The organism is Leptotrichia sp. SK-5, from assembly GCF_055387215.1.
Genome location: NZ_AP028931.1, coordinates 265,319 through 285,261, shown reverse-complemented (window position 1 = coordinate 285,261; position 19,943 = coordinate 265,319). Strand labels below are relative to the sequence as shown.

General features: G+C 30.6%; 13 protein-coding genes. 4 read left to right on the top strand and 9 right to left on the bottom strand.

What is annotated here, in order from left to right; genetic code table 11:
- Positions 1-1,080 carry a peptide-methionine (R)-S-oxide reductase MsrB gene (gene msrB / locus ACZ5B9_RS01415; protein WP_464423053.1) on the bottom strand — a complete coding sequence of 360 codons (1,080 nt, stop codon included), beginning with the start codon at positions 1,078-1,080 and terminating at the stop codon, positions 1-3.
- A 322-nt stretch (positions 1,081-1,402) separates the two neighbouring features.
- Here msrB and ACZ5B9_RS01410 point away from each other — a divergent pair, with 322 nt between their 5' ends.
- Positions 1,403-2,152, top strand: coding sequence for a vWA domain-containing protein (locus ACZ5B9_RS01410; RefSeq protein WP_021769270.1), 750 nt, complete (start codon positions 1,403-1,405; stop codon positions 2,150-2,152).
- A gap of 403 nt (positions 2,153-2,555) precedes the next feature.
- Here the strand turns inward: ACZ5B9_RS01410 and ACZ5B9_RS01405 are convergent, their stop codons facing one another.
- The gene (locus tag ACZ5B9_RS01405) at positions 2,556-4,223 is read right to left on the bottom strand and encodes a tetratricopeptide repeat protein (RefSeq protein ID WP_464423052.1); all 1,668 of its coding nucleotides are present in this window, start codon (positions 4,221-4,223) and stop codon (positions 2,556-2,558) included.
- Between the two features lie 337 nt (positions 4,224-4,560).
- On the opposite strand from ACZ5B9_RS01405, the gene ACZ5B9_RS01400 reads away from it, so the two are divergent.
- Positions 4,561-7,500, top strand: coding sequence for an autotransporter domain-containing protein (locus ACZ5B9_RS01400; protein WP_464423051.1), 2,940 nt, complete (start codon positions 4,561-4,563; stop codon positions 7,498-7,500).
- A gap of 304 nt (positions 7,501-7,804) precedes the next feature.
- On the opposite strand, the gene ACZ5B9_RS01395 is transcribed toward ACZ5B9_RS01400, so the two are convergent.
- From ACZ5B9_RS01395 to nagB, 5 genes are all read right to left on the bottom strand, one after another.
- A complete protein-coding gene (locus ACZ5B9_RS01395) occupies positions 7,805-10,858 on the bottom strand; it encodes an alpha-amylase family glycosyl hydrolase (protein ID WP_464423050.1) in 3,054 nt (1,017 codons plus the stop codon).
- Positions 10,859-10,887: 29 nt separating this feature from the next.
- Positions 10,888-12,261, bottom strand: a complete 1,374-nt coding sequence (locus ACZ5B9_RS01390) for an aminopeptidase (RefSeq protein ID WP_464423049.1) — start codon at positions 12,259-12,261, stop codon at positions 10,888-10,890.
- A 116-nt stretch (positions 12,262-12,377) separates the two neighbouring features.
- The gene (locus tag ACZ5B9_RS01385; protein ID WP_464423048.1) at positions 12,378-13,736 is read right to left on the bottom strand and encodes a glucose-6-phosphate isomerase; all 1,359 of its coding nucleotides are present in this window, start codon (positions 13,734-13,736) and stop codon (positions 12,378-12,380) included.
- Between the two features lie 447 nt (positions 13,737-14,183).
- Positions 14,184-15,335, bottom strand: a complete 1,152-nt coding sequence (nagA, locus tag ACZ5B9_RS01380; protein WP_464423047.1) for an N-acetylglucosamine-6-phosphate deacetylase — start codon at positions 15,333-15,335, stop codon at positions 14,184-14,186.
- A 15-nt stretch (positions 15,336-15,350) separates the two neighbouring features.
- Positions 15,351-16,184, bottom strand: a complete 834-nt coding sequence (gene nagB, locus ACZ5B9_RS01375; RefSeq protein WP_464423046.1) for a glucosamine-6-phosphate deaminase — start codon at positions 16,182-16,184, stop codon at positions 15,351-15,353.
- 215 nt (positions 16,185-16,399) lie between these two features.
- On the opposite strand from nagB, the gene ACZ5B9_RS01370 reads away from it, so the two are divergent.
- Both ACZ5B9_RS01370 and rfbC read left to right on the top strand, forming a co-directional pair.
- Positions 16,400-17,605 (top strand): dTDP-glucose 4,6-dehydratase, encoded by a 1,206-nt coding sequence (locus ACZ5B9_RS01370; RefSeq protein ID WP_464423045.1) that lies wholly within the window; start codon positions 16,400-16,402, stop codon positions 17,603-17,605.
- 30 nt (positions 17,606-17,635) lie between these two features.
- Entirely contained in the window at positions 17,636-18,208 is a 573-nt protein-coding gene (gene rfbC, locus ACZ5B9_RS01365; RefSeq protein ID WP_464423044.1) for a dTDP-4-dehydrorhamnose 3,5-epimerase, read from the top strand.
- Between the two features lie 117 nt (positions 18,209-18,325).
- On the opposite strand, the gene ACZ5B9_RS01360 is transcribed toward rfbC, so the two are convergent.
- Both ACZ5B9_RS01360 and ACZ5B9_RS01355 read right to left on the bottom strand, forming a co-directional pair.
- Positions 18,326-18,487, bottom strand: a complete 162-nt coding sequence (locus ACZ5B9_RS01360) for a hypothetical protein (RefSeq protein ID WP_464423043.1) — start codon at positions 18,485-18,487, stop codon at positions 18,326-18,328.
- 219 nt (positions 18,488-18,706) lie between these two features.
- Positions 18,707-19,729, bottom strand: coding sequence for a glycoside hydrolase family 16 protein (locus ACZ5B9_RS01355; RefSeq protein ID WP_464423042.1), 1,023 nt, complete (start codon positions 19,727-19,729; stop codon positions 18,707-18,709).
- Positions 19,730-19,943: the final 214 nt, after the last annotated feature.

Below are 19,943 nucleotides of genomic sequence, written 5' to 3'. Positions count from 1 at the left end.
TTATTGAACTAATTTTATTAAATATCCGTAATGCTCTTTTTCCATATCTTTTAATGGGATAAATTTAATTGAAGCACTGTTTATGCAATAACGAAGCCCGCCTTTGTCTTTAGGTCCATCATCAAAAACGTGTCCCAAGTGAGCCTTTCCACTTCGGCTAAGCACTTCTGTCCTTACCATATTAAAACTTGTATCATTTGCATAAGTTACAACATCTTTTGAAATAGGTTTTGTAAAACTTGGCCAGCCACAGCCAGAATCATATTTATCCTTTGAGGAAAATAATGGCTCTCCTGTCGTTATGTCCACATAAATTCCAGCTTCATGATTGTCCCAGTACTCATTTGAAAAAGAATGTTCAGTATTTTTTTTCTGTGTAACGCTGTATTGCAATGGAGTAAGCCGTTTTTTCAATTCTTCGTCACTCGGTTTTGGATAATCTTTTGGATCAATGATAACTTCATCTGCTTTAGTAATATCAATGTGGCAATATCCGTTAGGATTTTTTCTTAAATAGTCCTGATGGTATTCTTCTGCGAGAATATAATTTTTCAAAGGCTGAACTTCAACTTGAATTTTATCTGTATATTTTTTCTGCTCTTCTTCAATTTCCTGTAAAATAATTTCTTTATCTTTGGGGTTAGTATAATAAATTCCTGTCCTGTATTGTCTGCCTCTATCATTTCCCTGCTGATTAATGCTAGTAGGATCTACAACTTGAAAATAATATTTAAGCAGCTTGCTCAAAGAAATTTTGTTTGCGTCATATTTTACGTGAACTGTTTCTGCGTGATCCGTTGACGCGACAATATTGTAACTCGTTTTTTCAGTTTTACCGTTCGCATAGCCAACTGTAGCATCCTTTACCCCGTCGATTCTTTCCATATATGCCTCAAGTCCCCAGAAACAGCCACCAGCAAGATAGATTTCCCTGATGTTTTCGTTTCCTGTCTGAATCATATTTTCTTTTTTCGGTTTATTTTCACTTTTGTTCTTTCGATTTTTATTTTTATTTGATAATACTACTGAAAATAAAGCTAAAGATAGTATTAAAAATAATAGTAGACTTCTAGATTTCATAAAACCGCCTCCTGATTTATATTTAAATATTTTTGTATCTACAACAATAGTATAGTACAAAAATTTATAAAAAAAAAGGAAATATAGTAATATTTTTCTATAATTTTATCATATCTACAAAAATTTGATTATTTTCTTATAGTTTGAGAAAAAATTTGATACATCTCTATTATCTTTTTTTACCTTTTTTGTTAACTAAATCTTATTTTCTTAAATCTTTTTATTTTATATTGTAATAATATTTTATTGACTTTTTTGTTTAATTGGATATACTTTAATTGGAAACATTAATTTTATTAAAAAGATAAGGATGTGATTTTTTATGAAAAAAGTTTTTTACTTATATGTTTTTCTTTTATTAAGTTTAATTATTTTTCCAGCTTCAAAAACTAAAAAACCTCTTATTAAAAAAAATAAAAATTCAAACAAAATGGAACTGGTATTTATTTTAGATAGAAGCGGTTCAATGAGTGGACTGGAGTCTGATACTATCGGAGGTTTTAATTCTGTTCTGGAAAAACAAAGAAAAGACAAAAATCAAAATGGACAAATAAACGTAACAACTGCTTTATTTGACAACGAATATGAATTGCTGCACAACAAAATCCCAATACAAATGATAAAACCTTTGACTGAAAAAGAATACTTTGTAAGAGGTACTACAGCTCTTTTAGATGCAATTGGAAAAACTATTTCCCAAGTAAAATCTGAACAAAACAAATTGGATGCCAAGGAAAAATCTGGTAAAGTTCTATTTGTAATAATTACTGACGGAATGGAAAATGCAAGTAAAGAGTACACAGTAAATTCAGTAAAAAAACTAATTAGTGAACAAAAAGAAAAAGAAAATTGGGAATTCCTGTTTTTAGGAGCAAACATAGATGCAATAAAAACAGCTGGAAGTTTTGGAATAGACGAATCAAGAGCTGCCCAATATAAATCTGACAGTATTGGAACTCAACTAAACTATGATTCAATAAACAACGCAGTAAAAGAGTTTAGATCCAACAGTAAACTTAATGAAAACTGGAAAAAAGAAATAGAAAATGATGTGAAAAAAAGAGGAAAATAACATATACAAATATTCTTCTTAAAATTTGTATAAGTTAATCAAAAAATATTCTTTAAAAAATTAAAACAAAATACTACAACAAATTTGAACAAAAACAATCAACACAAGATTATTTTAACACATAAAAAAGATCCCATTCTTAGTTGAGTAGGATCTTTTTATTATAATATACTCAAATCCATTTAAAATTGAACTACTAAAAATTATATAAATTTAGGATTTAAGTAAAATAGTCATAGATTCCAAGTTCAATTTTAAAAATATATAAGTATTATCAAAAAATGCCAGATTATTTATACAAATTCAACTATATTCTAGGTAATAGTATTATTTATGAGTCATTAAAAATTTTTTACTAATTTTGAGAAATACATCAAGTAATTACAATATTTTTTATAAAAAATTATGACTTCATAATTTCTTCTGCATAATTTTGTATTTTATAATTTAGGTTCAATATTCCTTTTTCATTCAGTATCTTTCTAGCCCATTTCTTAACTTCTACTTCGTCATTCTTTTCATAATAGTAATACATTGCTTTAAACATTGAAATACTATCTTTCTGTTCAGCAGCTTTTTTAAACCATTCTAATCCTTCTTCCTTTTGATTATTTTCAGTTAGTATTTCACCGTAAAATTCCTGACATTCTAAATTTCCTTTTTCTGCACACATCTTTAATAATTTTTCTGCTTCTTTCTTGTTACCTTTATTATTTTCTAATATTGCAAGTGAATACGTAGCATGCGAAGAACCTTCAGCATGGCCTTTTCTGTATATTTCCATTGCCTTGTCTTCCTTGTTATAATATAGATAATACAAATCTCCTAAGTCATTGTATGCTCTTTTATTATATTTTATTGCTTCGTTGTATAATTTTTCTGCTTCTTTATATTTTCCCTCATCTTTCAAATAACCTGCTTCTAATAAAAGTTTTACATATTTCCTGTCATTTTCATTTCCCGTAGCATACAATACCATATCTCTTTCATTAACTGAAAGATTTCCTATCTGAGGCATGTCAAAAAGTTTTTCCTTCCATTTTTGCATTTCCGTTTCCTTATTTGTTTCAAAATACAACAAAATTAACTGATATATTGAACTTTTATCATCCTTCTCGGCTCCTTTAAGAATCAGTTTTTCTGCTTCATCCCACTTTTTTTCTTTTTTGTATAAAAAAGCCATCGAAAGCTGTGAAAAAATATCTTGTTTTTCAATTCCTTTTGCATACCATTCCTTCGCTTTATCTATGTTCCCTTTTTCTTCCTCAGCTCTTCCGAGCATACCAGCTGCTGAATAAGCACCTTTTTCATAGGCTTCCTTTAATTTCTCTATTCCTTTTTCCTTATCTCCGCTATCGTAATACATCGTACCTATAACCGCATAAATCTCTTTATTATATTCAGCAGCTTTTTGGTAATACTCCTCAGCTTTTTCATAATCTCCATTATTTTCGTATTCTTCAGCTTTTTCCATCCACTCTCCATATAAACTTGTTATGCTTTGACTAGCTATTTCCTGATTTGATGTATAAGATTTCCTATTTGCATTATCTATACTGTTACAAAAACGAAAAAGTGCAACAATAATTCCAAACACTACCCACCATGGAGATTTTTTTCTTTTGGGTTTTATCATCCAATCATTTACTTCTATTTTTTTTGATTGATTATATTGATTCTTCTTAATTTGATATTTTAACTTCTCCTTAGTTAAATTCGTATTGTTCACATTTTTCAAATTATTACTCGGATTATTTATCGTGTCATTTTGATTATAAAGATTATTTTCATCTTCATGATTAAAGTCATTCTTTTCGTATTTTTTATCATCATTCAATTTATCTTCAACATCTAAGTTATCGTATTGCTGTTCCTCATAGTTAGAATCCTTCACTTGATATCTCGTTTCATCATTTTTTCTATCAAAAAGTTCTTTCTCTTTCCTCTTTTGACTTTCCCACGAAAAATCATCAAACTCATCCTTTTCTTTTCTGTTTTTGAAAAAAATTACTATAGTAGCAATTATAACTGCCAGCATCATAATCCATGCAAACAAAAGTACACCTGACATTTTATTTTCCTCCTTTATATAATTATTTTTTTAATCATACTAAAAATCAAACTATTAAAAAATTATATTTATTTAGATAGTCATATATTTTATGTTTTATTTTAAGCAACTTTAATATAATTATACCTTAAAAAAACACAAAAATCGAATAATTTAAAAAAATAACTAGAACTAAATATAGTGTACTGATGAAAAATTTTTATTTTTTTAAAAAAATAACTTGATATTATTAAATATATGTTGTATAATTATAACAGAAATATAATTACTGTTAAAATATGCGAAAATTAAAAATATATAATAATTAGAACATGAAAATAAAAAGGAGAGATGAAAAATGAAAAAATTTGTATTTATTTTAGTTTCCTTGTTTGCACTTGTATCTTGTGGTGGCGGAGGCGGATCAGGTGGTGGAAGTTCTACGAATAATCCAACTCCTTCAACAACGCCATCCTATGACAACAGCAGCAGCAATAATAATAGTAGCAATAGAAATAATAACACTGGAAATAATGGTGGAACCAGTAATAACAGTTCTTCAGCTGTCGTTGGCTATAAAACTTATAATGGAGAAGTTATAGATGCTGAAAATTCCTACACTTATAACAAGCCTTATGTGAGAAATTTGACAAATGTAGATGGAGGAGAAGACTATAAGTTTGGATATGACGGAAATATTGAATGGCATGGAAATTTTTTCTATAATAGACACAATCCACAGAAAAATTCAGAAACTTATTATACTGGATACGGAGTAAAAGTTGGGGTTATTGATAGCGGTTTTAATGGGAACTACTACAATGATTTGTACAATGAAGTCAAAAATATAACACGGATTTACAGCCAAAGAGACCCACAAGATGAAGATCATGCTTATATGGTAACAAGTCTTATCGCTGGAAAAGAAGGTATTGCACGAGATGCCAATATGTATGTAATTGACGGGACACATCCATATTCAAGTGGATCAGTTAAAGATACTGTTGATTTATACGAAGCTCTTTATTCAAGAGGAGTAAGAATATTTAATCAATCTTTTGGATATACAATTGAAACTTATTCTAATAAATCCTATAATTTTTACAAAGATCAGCTCAATGATGGTGTAGAGGATTTTTATAAAAAGGCAGTACATAACGGAGCATTATTTGTATTTTCTGCTGGAAATAAAGAATATAGAACTTCTGGAGTTCTTGCAACACTTCCATACTGGGTTCCTGAACTAGAGGAGGGCTGGATTAATGTAAATGGTCTTACTTCTAAAAGCAGTAGTAAAAAAGGAGATTTAAGCTGGGATAATTTAAAACCCTTAGCAGGAGCAGGAGCAGCAAAAAACTGGACTGTAACTACAATTGCAGATTATCTTATAGAAGTGGATGGAGATAGAAGAGTTCATACCGGAACATCTTTTGCAGCACCACGTGTAACTGCAACAGCAGCCTTAATAAAAGAAAAGTATCCATTTATGACAGGAGATTTATTAAGACAAACGATTCTTTCAACTGCGACTGATATTGGAGATGAAGGAGTAGACGATGTTTATGGATGGGGACTTTTGAATATTGATAAAGCTTTGAAAGGACCTGCATTATTTGACAAGAGGCTTGCACTTGGTGATGATGTTTACATTACTCTTGACGGAAGTAATAAGACTTATCAATTTGACAATGATATTTCAGGAGATGCAGGACTTGTTCTTCGTGGCTCAGGAACACTGGTATTAAATGGAACTTCAACTTATACAGGTGAAACTAACGTAGGAAATAACGTTTATCTAAAAATGAAAAAAGTAATTTCTCCAAGTAAACTTTCTATTGGAAAATCTGCTATAGTGGAAGTATCTGATTCAAATATAAATAATATCCAAAATGATGGTACTTTCATAAATAATGGAAATTCTGCAGCAAACACAGTTATAATGTCGACTGACTCTCAAATGTATTCTGATATTAATGCTAACTTAAAGGTTGAAAATGCCGAAGTAAACGGTACAGTAACAATTACAAATAATAACGGAGAATATTTGACAAAAAATGGTAAAAATATTGATATAATTACTGGAAATGTTAAAGGAAATGCACAAATTAAGAGTGATAACGGACTGATGACTATCAATAAAACCGAAACTGGAAATTTATCAGCAAATGCTTCCAGAACTGATACAGTCGAATATGCCAAAACCTTAAATGCTGATACAGAACAACTAAATACCGCAACACAAATTGAAACAGCACTAGAAAATGTAGATGCAAATTATGAAGCTGGAAAAACTGAAGCTGGAAAACTTGGAGCAAAATTGCAATCTTTAAATTCCAACACTCTTGACAGTATGTCTGGACAAATTTATGCTTCTGCACAGGCTTTGACTTTTGAACAAAGTGAAACAGTTAATAAAAATTTATCAAATAGAATGACAATGTTAAGTAAAAGTTTAGAAAATGACAATACTTTTGGATTATGGACTGCTGGAATTTATTCAAAAGGAAAAATTGAAAAAGATGGTTTTGCAAAAGGTAAGACAAATGTAAAAGGCGGACAAGTTGGATTTGATATAAAAATAAATCAAAATGCAATTTTAGGTGTAGCTGCCGATTACAGTAAAGGAACAGTCAAATTTAACAGATATAACGGAATCTCAAAAGCTGATATGACAGGATTTTCTATTTATGGTAGACAAAATCTTGGAAATGGTTATTTATCAGGACGTGCAGGTATAGGATTTGTTGACAGTAAAGTTGAGCGTGATATAATCGTGAACAACAACTATATTGAACATTCAAAAGTGAATCACAGAGACAAAATATTTGCAGGTTATTTTGAAACAGGGTATGACATAAAAAACAAATCAGGTAATTTCGCAGTTACTCCATACGTTGCACTAGGTGTAGACCGTGTAACACGTGGTAAATTTTCTGAAGAAAATACAAACTTTGGAATGACTGCTAATAAAAAAACTTATAACATGCCATACACAACAGCAGGAATAAAAGCAGTTAAAACTGTTGGAAATACAGATATAACAGGGTATTTAGGATATACTCATGGATTAAATAAAAAAGACTTGACTTTTGATGCTTCATACAATTTTGCGCCAGATGCCAAATTTGAAGTAAAAGGTATAAATTATTCAAGAAATAAATTAACAGCAGGAATTGGAATAAACACAAAAGTTACTGAAAATATGAGCTGGTATACAAATTATGACTACAAACATTCAACTGATAATTCAAAAGGTAACAACAGCATAGTTACAACTGGAATTAGAATTGAATTTTAAAATAAAAAATTTATTTTTAAAGTATTGATTTTTCAAAAAAAGTTTGTTATAATTACACTGTTAATATTATTATTAATCTTTTCATATATCACAACCGAAGAAAAAATTGGTCATAAAAGGCAGTCCATATACCTCTTTCTCGTGGACTGTTTTTTATTTACTATTTTTCAAGTCATAGATTGTAAAATATATTGCGACAAACTAAAAAATTATTCAATTAAAATAATTTTATACAAAATAAAGAGCTAAATTTATTAGCTCCTTAATTTTTTATATATTTTTAATACATTATTTTACAAGGTTATTACTCATAATCTCCATCTATTCTAACTTTTCGCAAAACCATTCCTTCTTTAGCTTTTATATTTAGTTTAATCTTTCCGTTAGAACTTGTTCTGAATGTTCTTCCTTCTGTTACCAGATCTATAAATCTTTCATCTTGATAATGCGTTTCAAATTCCAAATTTTCCCAATCATTAAAAGAATTATTTATAACAACTATTATGGAATTATCTTCAATCACTCTTTCATAAACAATTAAATCTTTTTCATTATCTGCCATAATTTCTCTAAATTTACCATAGACAAACGTTTTATTTTCTAGTCTTATTCTGATTAATTTTTTATACCATTCAAATAAATCACTGTCAACTTTTTGCTGATAAACTTCATTTTGGTTAATGTGTGATGGATTTTTTTCATCATCGTACAAATATTCCTTCCATAACATCGGTTTTCGGCAATATGGATCGGTTGCTCCCCACATTCCTACTTCATCACCGTAAAATAACATTGGTGCTCCAATGTATGTCATTTGGAATACTGAGATTAATTTTAATATGTCTTTTGGTTTAATTTGGCTGTTTCGCCAGTCTATTGTTGTGTTTGGATGATAATTTGAAGCTAAATCCGGGCGAATTCCGTTATAACCTTTTTCCAGCTGTTTTCCTTCCTCCAGATTTCTTCCAAGCACATCATTTACAATTCTTGAATAAAGCCTGTCGGTATCATGCGAACCGTTTAAGTTCTGGCTTGCCTGCAATGCCTGATATGGATACCAAGTTCTTTTTTCCCTAAGCTCGTTGAAAAAGTCCTGTGCCTTCAATTTATATCTTACGCCACCTTCACGGCTTTGATTAATAAAAAAGCCAATAACTGTTTTTAACCATTCATAGTTCATCACAGTGTCAAATTTATTTCCACCGTTAATATCGCCTGCCGCATTTCCCCAAAGTTCAGCAGTTATGTATGAATCTTTCTTGCTGCCCTTTACGACCTCACGCCATTCATTCCAAAAATTCTGATTTTCAAGACAGTTTGGAACATCAAGACGCCATCCATCAATTCCATCATCTTCCATCCAGTTTTCACTTTCTTTTCCGTCAGGCCCATACATCCATTTTCTTGTAATATTAAAAATATATTCCTTATATTCCTGATTAAACGAGTTAAATTCAGGTAATGTATCAAATCCTCCCCAAGCATTGTAAATAGTTCTTTTTCTATTTGCAATAAGAGTTTCGTATGCCTGTTCCTCACTCATTTCATCCGTTATTGGAACGTGCTGTCCAAAATCTGTAAATTTGTACCAGTCCTTATATTTAGAATTTTCCCCATCAGCAAGAACCATATTGAATGTCCAATGTTCACTGATGCTATGATTGAAAACCCCGTCAAATATCACACGGATACCATTTTTATGAAATTCCTTTATCAAATCAACCATTATCAAGTCTGATTCTGTCCAGATCCATGTTGATGGATCTTCTGTTTCCCCATAGCCATTTTTCCCACGGTTTTTACCATTCAGATTTACTTCCAGAAGTTTTAGCTCACTGCTTGTTGAAGCTTTGTTGCCAAGTACATCCACATACGACTTATTTCCATATTTATTTTTTTTATTAATTTCCACGCCATAAGTTTTTCCACTTGTCTTTATTGTCCCAAAGTCTGGCGAAATATGTCTAAAGTCGTTTGCTCCGTATTTATGATTTTGGTATGAGAAAAATACTGGATTTAGCCACACTGCATTAATTCCCAATTCCTTCATGTACGGTATTTTTTCTTTTATTCCTTGTAAATCTCCACCATACATTCTGGCATATTTTAAGCTGTAGTCAATTTCACGCTCTCCCAGTTTTTCCCAAATTACCTGTTCCCTAAAATCAGCAGTCCAACGATTTCTATCAAACTGACTTATCACATTATTGCTTTTTTCCCATTTATAATCTTCGATAAAGTTCTGCTCATGAAGTCTGTTAGGCTTAAAAGCTTCAGGTCCAAATTCATTAAAAATAGGATCGTTATAGTGGTTTCCATTATAAAATCTGTCTGGAAAAATATTATACCAGATTGCCTCTTTTGCCCAGTTTGGTATATCAAATAGCTGTATATCCTTAGAAGTTGTGTTTACAATTAATCTTTTTGGCTTGCTGTAACTTAATGTTTTTCCATTAAAATAAGCTCTTGAACCGTTATCTTCAAGAATAAAATAATACAGAAGCTTTTTGGCTTCTTTACCAAAATTTATTATTCTTTCAAAATAATCAAATCCGTTTGTCTTATCTTGATACCTTTCCAGCTCATAAATCATTTCATAATTATCTTCTTCATGTAAAACAACACTAATATAGGCACGTTCTACATCATTCATCTGAGTTCTTATTTTAAATTCGTATTCATTATCTGAAAGTTTGTTAAAATATTGCAAGCTGTCATAATTATGTACGATAGCCTTCAAATTTGTATTTTTGTCAATGGCTTCATATACAAATTTTCCAGTTCCCAAATCTCCTTGTGGAAACAATGCTCCATTTTCTCCAATTATCAATTTTTTATTTTCATTTTCAGGATACCATTTCCCGTCAATCAGATATTTATATTCATAAACTCCCTCAGGTGAAGCCAATATTACTTCATAATTTGTTCCTTCAAAGTGATGAATAGGCTCAGTATCAGGCTTCCAGTTATTAAAGTTCCCTGCAATTTCAACTTTATCAGCCTTTTCCAATCCAAAATCAGCAATATCCAAGTTCATTCTGTAAAATTTCATTTTTGTGAATGAAATCGTCTTTTTAGAAGGATAATACTCTACATAAATATCTATTCCTTTTTGAAATCCTGTTATTGACTTTGGTGGCAAGTCTTCATCCACCACAGCCTCAAATCTTTTTGCAAATGGAGCTGTGTGATTATAAGTTACGCCACTTATAACATCTGTTTCCTCATTTTTTATTTCAAAAAAATAGCTTCCTGATTCGATATTTCCCCATTTATATATAAAATTTTCCCAATTTTGTTTCAAGTTCTCTTCTTTATAAAATTTATTATCCTTATAAATTATAATTTTATAACCCATTTTTATCTCCTAATTTATCTGCTCTTTCCTTAATCTAATTCAAAAAACACTTTATATGCTCTGTATGTTTCGTACAAATCTGCTTTTGATGAGATTTCAAATAAAGAGTGCATTGATAAAAGCGCAGGCCCTGCGTCTACCGTTCTGATTCCATAGTAAGCCAAGAACTTAGCAACAGTTCCTCCACCACCTTCATCTACTTTTCCAAAGCCACCCGACTGATATTTAATCTCATTTTTGTCAAATATTTGTCTTATTTCCTGAATAAATTCTGCATCGGCATCGTTTGCCATAACTTTTCCACGGCTTCCTGTATATTTTGCAAATGCCAGTCCATAAGATAATCTTGCCGCGTTTTCCACATCATGAACTGACTTAAATACAGGATTTAACGCAGCCGTAACATCTGAGGACAAGGCTTTTGAGTTCCACAAAGTTTCCCTCAATATCTGGTCATTATAATTTTTTTCTGTAAGTGAAAGCATTTTCCCAACAACATATTCAGGCAATGTTGACTTCAAGCTGGTAGAACCTTCACTTCCAATTTCTTCTTTATCTGTCAAATAAATCATAACAGTTTTCTCAGTTTCCTTAACATCAAGCAAGGCTCTTAGCGAAGTATATGCACAAATTCTGTCATCTTGACCATATCCTCCAATCATACTCTTATCAAGCCCCACATCCCGCAATTTTCCAGCAGGCACAACTTCCAGCTCTGCTGTAAAGAAATCATCTTCTTCTATTCCGTAATCTTTTTTCAATTTATCAAGTACAAACTGCTTTATTTTTTTATTTACATTCTCATCATTTAAAGGCATATTCCCAAATAATAATTTTAGTTCTTCACCTTTAATAACATCTCTTGCTTTTCTCTCATCCTGCACATTATAAGACAAATGTGGTAATATATCAGGCATACTGAATACAGGTTCATCATCTTTTTCTCCAATAGAAAGTGTCACTTTTTCTCCGTTTTTTAAGAAAACAACACCATGCAATGCAAGCGGAGCTGCAGCCCATTGATATTTTTTAATTCCACCATAATAATGCGTGTTTAATAGTGCGAATTCTTCTTCTTCCATTATCGGATTTGGCTTTAAATCCAGTCTTGGAGAATCTACGTGGGAAACAATCATATTAATTCCGCTTTTTATATCATTTCCGACAATTACTGCAATGATATTTTTATTTCTGTTGTTAAAATAAATTTTATCCCCTTTTTTCAATTCACTTTTTTCATTAATATTGACAAAACCATTTTTTTCAAGTTCCTTTTCTGTCAAATCCACAAATTCTCTCTCTGTTTTGGCAGAATCCAAATATTTTTTATAATCTTCAGCAAAGTCAAAAATCACTTTTTTTTGTTCATCTGTATAATTTTTCCACAAATTTTCCTTTGTCATTTTCTACATCCTTTCCAAAGTTCACAAAATACACAACAAAAGATGGCTACTTGAAAAAAATATCCCAAATCAGCCACCTTCTTTCCTAGTAAAATTAATTTTCCAGTTTACCTAAATTATTTAACTTCGTTCAATTTTTTTTCCAATTCTTTTCCAGCTTCTTCGTATCCAGGTTTTCCTAACAATGCGAACATATTTTTCTTGTATGCTTCCACTCCTGGTTGATCAAATGGATTTACACCTAAAAGGTATCCGCTTACTCCACATGCTTTTTCAAAGAAATAGAATGTATACCCTAAATGATAAGGAGTAGCTTCAGGAATGTTTACGCCTAAATTAGGTACATTTCCGTCAATATGTGCCAAAATTACTCCATCAGTTGCTTTTTTATTTACATAATCCAATGTTTTCCCAGCAATAAAGTTTAGTCCATCAAGGTTATCCTTGTCGCTTTCAATTATAAATTCCACTTCAGGTTTTCCAATAGAAACTACTGTTTCAAAGAATAATCTTTTTCCTTCTTGAATGTATTGTCCTAATGAATGCAAGTCTGCCGAAAAATCTGCTGAAGTTGGATACAATCCTTTTCCATCTTTCCCTTCAGATTCTCCAAACAATTGTTTCCACCATTCTGCCAAATAATGAACTCTTGGCTCATAATTTACCATTAATTCCAAGTCTTTTCCTTTTCTATGCAAGATATTTCTCACAGCTGCATATTGTAAAGCCTGATTTTCATCCATATTTTTGTTTGCAAAATCATTCATCGCATCTTTTGCTCCAGCCATCAATTCATCAATATTAATTCCAGCCGCAGCAATTGGTAAAAGTCCTACTGCAGTCAATACAGAAAATCTTCCTCCAACATTGTCAGGTACAACAAAAGTCTCATATCCTTCAGCTGTAGCAAGTGTTTTTAATGCCCCTTTTTCCTTATCTGTTGTAGCATATATTCTTTTTGCAGCTTCTTCTTTTCCATATTTTTCTTCTAGCATTTTTTTGAAGACTCTAAATGCAATCGCAGGTTCAGTCGTAGTTCCAGATTTTGAAATTACATTTACTGAAAAATCCCTATCTCCAACAACTTCTATTAAATGTTGCAAATAAACACCGCTCATATTTGTTCCTGCAAAATAAATTTCAGGAGTTTTTCTTTTATCTTTTGGCAAGTTATTGTAAAAGCTGTGTGATAAAAACTCTATTGCAGCTTTCGCCCCTAAATAAGATCCCCCAATTCCGATTACTATTAAAACTTCTGAATCATTTTTAATCTTTTCAGCAGCCTTTTTTATTCTGGCAAACTCATCCTTGTCGTAATTTTCAGGTAAGTCAACCCATCCTAAAAAATCATTTCCTGCTCCACTTTTTGAAGTCAATACTTCATTTGCTAATTCTACATACGGTTTAATCTGTCTTAATTCATTTTCGTTAAAAAAATTTTTTGCAAATTGATAATTAAAATTCAATTTTTCCATTTTTTTCTCCTTAATATAAATATTTTATTTTTCAGATTTTCTTAAAATCAAAAAATCCCTGTTATTTCACACATAGTAATCCAACTTTAAAATTAAATAATAATATAAATACTCTAAAAGACAAACTTCTAAAAATTATAGTCAATAATTATATCCCATTTTAAAGTAATTTTTTATTAAACTATTTTTTCAACTAAAGTATAACAAAAAAAGCACTTTTTTTCAAATTTTTCTAACATATTTTTAGATTTTTAAAAATTTTTTCTAAAAATTTTAAATTTTATCACATATTGTCCAAGTTTCTCAAAATAAAATTAATTTTAATTACATACATTCAGCCTTTTAGCTTGAGTTTTAAAACAGTTTTACTGTTATTCCCTTATACTGAATTAATCAAGATTAAACAAATTTAACATTCTAACAAAATATCATAATTTCAAATTTAACTTATTCGTATTTTGTTAAATTTCCCTTACTTACAGTCCCCTTAATATTAAACTTGTCATCAAAATATGTCAAATCTGCAACATACCCTTCCTTTATAAATCCATATTTTTCATCCACAGCTACAGCCTCTGCTGGATAAGAAGTTGCCATTCTAAGTGCTTCCTCAAGTGAAACATGCACCTTTTCCACAAGATTTTTCACTCCATCAATCATAACTAGGGCAGAACCTCCCAAAGTACCTTCCGGCGAAACACATTTACCATCCTTATACAAAACTCTATTTCCTTCAAACATAAATTCCGTCATATTATCAGTTCCAGCAGGACTAACAGCATCTGTCACAAGATAAAGCCGATCCTTCAATATTTTTTTAGCAATCTCCACAGAAGCAAAATCCATGTGAAGTCCATCAACTATTATCCCACAGTTTGTAGTGTCATTATTGAATAAAAATCCTACAACTCCTGGCTCTCTTGAATCCAATGCTCTCATGGCATTATACAAATGCGTAGCACAGTTAAAATAGTCTTTCTTTTCCATACATTCCTTATACGTTGCATTCGTATGTCCCACAGCAATATTAATCCCTGCTTTTTTCAATTTTTCAAGATGTTCAACTTTAGCCTTTTCAGGTGCAATTGTTATTATTTTTGTAGCTTCAGGTCCTGCATTCGCTATTTTTTCTACCATTTCATCAGATAAAACTCTTATGTATTCAGGACGATGAATTCCTTTTTTCTCAACACTTATATAAGGTCCTTCTATATGAAGCCCTAAAACTCCAATTTCCTCCTTATCTTTTATTTCCTTCATAAGATTCAGAGCTTTTTCTATTTTCTCATCTGGAGAAGTTATAAGCGTTGGCAAAAACGAAGTACATCCGTATCTCTTATTAGTTTCATTCATTATCTCAAGTGTCTTTTGCGAAATATCATCATTAAACAGTACTCCTCCACATCCATTAAGCTGTAAATCAATAAATCCTGGCGACAAAACCATTCCTTTGGCATCAACTACTTCCTGATTTTCTAATTCTTTTTCATCAATCAATGAAAAATTCGTTACTTTCTTTATAAATTTCCCTTCCAAAACAACGGCATCTTCCTCAATAAATTTTTCCCCATCAAATATCTTTGCATTCTTTATAATCATCTCAATAATTCCTCTCTATTTTGCTAATTCTATTAAATATTTTTTATATTCTTCCAAATCCAAATTTTTTGCCTCAATTTCCTTGAAATATCTATATGTCTTGACTTTTATATCTGAAGCCGCCATTTCATCAATTACCAGTACAGCCCTTCTATGCAGCTGCAAAGCCGAAATTGTCCAAAGATGATTTACTCCACCTTCTACTCCATGATAAACTGCACGAGCTTTTTTATAGCCATTTGCAAGAATCATAACTTCCTTTGACTCCATTAGTGTTCCTACACCTATTGTCAAAGCCAGTTTTGGCACTTTTTCAATGTCATTGTCAAAAAATCTAGAATTTGCCAAGATTGTATCATAAGTCAACTCTTTATCACGTGTATGTGAAGAAAGTGAGGATCCCGGCTCGTTAAAGGCTATATGTCCATCTTCTCCAACTCCACCTAAAAATAACTGTATTCCACCTGCTGCCTTTATTTTGTTCTCATAATCTTCGCATTCTTTTTCCAAATCTTCGGCACATCCATTCAGAATATTTATATTTTCTTTTTTTATATCAATATATTTAAAAAAGTTCTCATTCATAAAATAATGATAACTTTGTGGATCTTCTGGCTTTAATCCCACATATTCATCCATATTAAAAGTTACAATATTTTCAAACGACAATATTTTTTCGTTATATAAATTTATTAATTCCTTATAAGTTGCAAGCGGTGTAGAACCAGTAGGAAGTCCCAGTACAAAAGGTCTTTCCTTTGTAGGCTTAAATTTCAATATTTTTTTAGCTATTTGATATGCACTCCATTTTGCAACTTCATCAGCATTTTTAAGAATAATTACACGCATTTAATTCACTTCCTTTAACAATTTTAAAAAATTTAAATTTTCATTAAAATAATCTTTACTATTATTATATAACCTTTTTTCATTATGTCAAGCATATTTTTACTTTTTATAAAATCTTAGGAATTTCTATTGGAAAAAATTGAAAAAAATTGTATAATTTGGTTAGGATGATAAATAAAAAAACTATAATTATAGTGAATTAATTAGGAGAAAATATGAAAACATACTTAGTAACAGGTGCAGCTGGCTTTATCGGTTCCAACTATTTAAAATATATTTTAAATAAATACAAAAATAATGAAATTAAGGTAATTGTCGTAGACGTGCTAACTTATGCTGGAAATTTAGGTACAATTGCTGAAGAAATTAAAGATGAAAGAGTAAAATTTGAAAAAGTTGATATTCGTGACCAAAAGGAAATTGCGAGAATTTTTTCTGAAAATGAAATTGATTTTGTTGTAAACTTTGCAGCTGAATCACACGTTGACCGTTCTATTGAAAATCCGCAAATATTTTTAGAAGCAAACATTCTTGGTACACAAAATCTTTTGGAAAATGCTAAAAAAGCATGGACTGTTTCAAAAGATGAAAATGGATATCCAGTTTACAGAGAAGGTGTAAAATATTTACAAGTTTCCACAGATGAAGTTTATGGAAGTCTTTCAAAAGATTATGACACAGCGATTGACTTGATAATTGACGATGAAGAAGTGAAAAAAGTTGTAAAAAACAGAATAAATTTAAAAACTTACGGAAAAAATTTCTTCACAGAAAAAACTTCACTTGATCCAAGAAGCCCATATTCAGCTTCCAAAGCGAGTGCCGACCACATCGTAATTGCCTACGGTGAAACTTACAAAATGCCAATAAATATTACAAGATGTTCAAATAACTACGGACCTTACCATTTCCCAGAAAAATTAATACCACTTATGATTAAAAACGTACTGGAAGGTAAAAAGTTGCCAGTTTACGGAAAAGGGGACAATGTAAGGGATTGGCTTTACGTAGAAGATCACTGTAAAGGAATCGACTTAGTTTTAAGAAATGCCAATATTTACGAAATTTACAATATTGGTGGTTTTAACGAAGAACAAAATATTAATATTGTAAAACTGGTTATCGATATTTTAAAAGAAGAAATTGAAAATAATGACGAATATAAAAAAGTTCTAAAAACTGACTTGCAAAATATAAATTATGATTTGATTACTTATGTTCAAGATAGACTTGGACACGATATGAGATATGCTATTGACCCTTCGAAAATTGCAAGGGATTTAGGATGGTATCCAGAAACAGATTTTGAAACAGGTATCAGAAAGACTGTAAAATGGTACTTGGAACATCAGGACTGGGTAAATGAAGTAGTTTCAGGAGATTATCAAAAATATTACGAAGAAATGTACGGAAATAAATAATCAAATTTATACAAAAAAAGGAGCAAATCAATGAACAATTTTACAATAAAAGAAACCCCAATAAAAGATTTAGTAATAATCGAGCCAAAAGTTTTTGGAGATGAAAGAGGATTTTTCATGGAAACTTACAACCAAAAATCCTTTCAGGAATTAGGACTTACAATGAACTTCGTTCAAGACAACCACTCAAAATCCAAAAAAGGCGTTTTACGTGGACTTCACTTCCAGACAAAGCACACTCAAGGAAAATTAATCCATGTTATAAAAGGAAGTGTCTATGATGTAGCAGTTGATTTAAGAAAGGATAGCACAACTTTTGGAAAATGGTACTCAGTAAAACTATCTGTCAAAAACAAATTGATGCTCTACGTTCCAGAGGGCTTTGCACACGGCTTTTTGACACTCGAAGATGAAACAGAGTTTGTTTACAAATGTACTGATTTATACGCCCCAGAATACGACAGCGGACTTTTGTGGAACGACAAAACTCTAAATATCGACTGGAAATTTGAAGAATTTGGAATAAATCCCAATGAACTGACAATTTCCAAAAAAGACAAAGTTCAACAAAAATTTGATAAAAATAAAAATTATTTTGAATAATAAAAAAAATAATCTAAAATTAGCTATTTCTTATTGAGATAGCTTTTTTTACAAAAAAAAGACAGAAAAACTTCTTTTCAAAAGCCTTCCTGCCTAAATCACTTCTATTCTCCTACTTTAATAGTACACTCGCTCTGTTCTTGTACAGCTATACCCCCAAGGAGTTGGATAAGTACAATCTTTCAGAGCTTTTTTCCAGAATTGTCGATCAAAAAGTTCACAACCAGCAACACTCAATCCTAACAAAACCACTACCAGAATTCTAATTAAATTTTTCATAATACCTATTCTCCTTAAGATACCTTCTATTTTCTAGTATTATACCACACAATTATTTTAATTCAATTTCAAACACCTGTTTTTTTTTTTTTTTGATTAGAATTATATTATAAACCTAATTTTTTTAACCCAAAATAGTAAAATTAAATATTTCTAGTAATCCTTCATAAAATATTCATAACTTTTGTTTGATTTTAAAACCCTTTTACCACTCTAATTTTATTTTTTCTGATACACTCTTACATAATCAACTTTCATTTCTGTCGGGAAATCCACATCCCCATCTTCTCCAGTTTTCTTGCTCAAAGCTACATTAATCATAATATAATAAGGCTGTTTAAATGGATTTTGCAACCCTTTCTTGTCCAATTCCTTATAAGAGAATCTTTTATACACTTTGTTATTAAATAGCCATTTTATTTCCTTTTCGTCCCATTCCACTGCATAAGTGTTAAAATTAGTCAATTTTTCCCTAGGCCATTTACTTAGTTTATAATCATCTCCATCAAATGTCTCATAAGTATTATCACTTTTTAATACATGAAGCGTCCCTGTGGCACGATCCATTTCATCTCCATAAGTTTCTACTATGTCAATCTCCCCTACTGCTGGTTTTCCATCCATAAAAGAATACCCTTCAGGCCATAACCAAAATGCAGGCCAAGTCCCAATTCCTTTAGGCATAGCAGCTCTCATTTCAATTTTTCCATATTGTACATTGTAAAGGTTTCTTGTATGAATAGCTCCTGAACTATATAAAATCTTTCTATCTACACCATCTATTTTTACTTTTTTATCTGTTTCTTTCTTCAATGTTATAATCATGTTCCCATTTTCAATTTTAACATTATCTCTTAAATAAAAATGTTTCGCATCAAATCCATACTGATTAACCAAATTTCCATTTTCATCCAAATAATTTCCTGCATGCCAAGGATTTCCATTTTCCCAATAAGTCCATTTTGTAGTATCTAGCTGATTTCCATTAAACTCATCATTCCAAACCATTTTCCAGTTTTTCCCTGCTACTTTTGAAATAAATTTATTTAATTTACTTCTTTTGAAACTCTTTACTTCAACTTCAGCTTTACCCACTATTTCATTTTCAATCTTTTGTCGCACATCACTCGCCTTAACCTCTACGTTCTGAAAATTCTCTATTTTCTGATTCTCCGCTGCAGCAAAAATCATGTTCCCTGCCAACATAAACAAAATTACCCTTAAAAAAATCTTTTTTTTCATACTTTTCTTATTCTCCTTTTTTATTATTTTGATACTCACTTATAAAAGTCCAACATTTCTAATTTTTAGAGTTTTACTTTCTGTTATTTTTTCTAGTATTTTTATAATAAAAGCTCAATAGGATAACTAAAATCACTCTATTCATTAAGTTTCCTTTTACAATCACCTTATGTTTAAATCAAACTAAAAATGAAACAAAATTAAAGTTTAATAA

Bases quoted from the DNA above. Each gene is read 5' to 3' on its own strand.
- ACZ5B9_RS01390 (WP_464423049.1), bottom strand. From the start codon at position 12,261: ATGACAAAGGAAAATTTGTGGAAAAATTATACAGATGAACAAAAAAAA.
- ACZ5B9_RS01355 (WP_464423042.1), bottom strand. From the start codon at position 19,729: ATGAAAAAAAAGATTTTTTTAAGGGTAATTTTGTTTATGTTGGCAGGG.
- ACZ5B9_RS01385 (WP_464423048.1), bottom strand. From the start codon at position 13,736: ATGGAAAAATTGAATTTTAATTATCAATTTGCAAAAAATTTTTTTAAC.
- rfbC (WP_464423044.1), top strand. From the start codon at position 17,636: ATGAACAATTTTACAATAAAAGAAACCCCAATAAAAGATTTAGTAATA.
- ACZ5B9_RS01395 (WP_464423050.1), bottom strand. From the start codon at position 10,858: ATGGGTTATAAAATTATAATTTATAAGGATAATAAATTTTATAAAGAA.
- nagA (WP_464423047.1), bottom strand. From the start codon at position 15,335: ATGATTATAAAGAATGCAAAGATATTTGATGGGGAAAAATTTATTGAG.
- ACZ5B9_RS01360 (WP_464423043.1), bottom strand. From the start codon at position 18,487: ATGAAAAATTTAATTAGAATTCTGGTAGTGGTTTTGTTAGGATTGAGT.
- ACZ5B9_RS01405 (WP_464423052.1), bottom strand. From the start codon at position 4,223: ATGTCAGGTGTACTTTTGTTTGCATGGATTATGATGCTGGCAGTTATA.
- ACZ5B9_RS01400 (WP_464423051.1), top strand. From the start codon at position 4,561: ATGAAAAAATTTGTATTTATTTTAGTTTCCTTGTTTGCACTTGTATCT.
- ACZ5B9_RS01410 (WP_021769270.1), top strand. From the start codon at position 1,403: ATGAAAAAAGTTTTTTACTTATATGTTTTTCTTTTATTAAGTTTAATT.
- nagB (WP_464423046.1), bottom strand. From the start codon at position 16,184: ATGCGTGTAATTATTCTTAAAAATGCTGATGAAGTTGCAAAATGGAGT.
- ACZ5B9_RS01370 (WP_464423045.1), top strand. From the start codon at position 16,400: ATGAAAACATACTTAGTAACAGGTGCAGCTGGCTTTATCGGTTCCAAC.
- msrB (WP_464423053.1), bottom strand. From the start codon at position 1,080: ATGAAATCTAGAAGTCTACTATTATTTTTAATACTATCTTTAGCTTTA.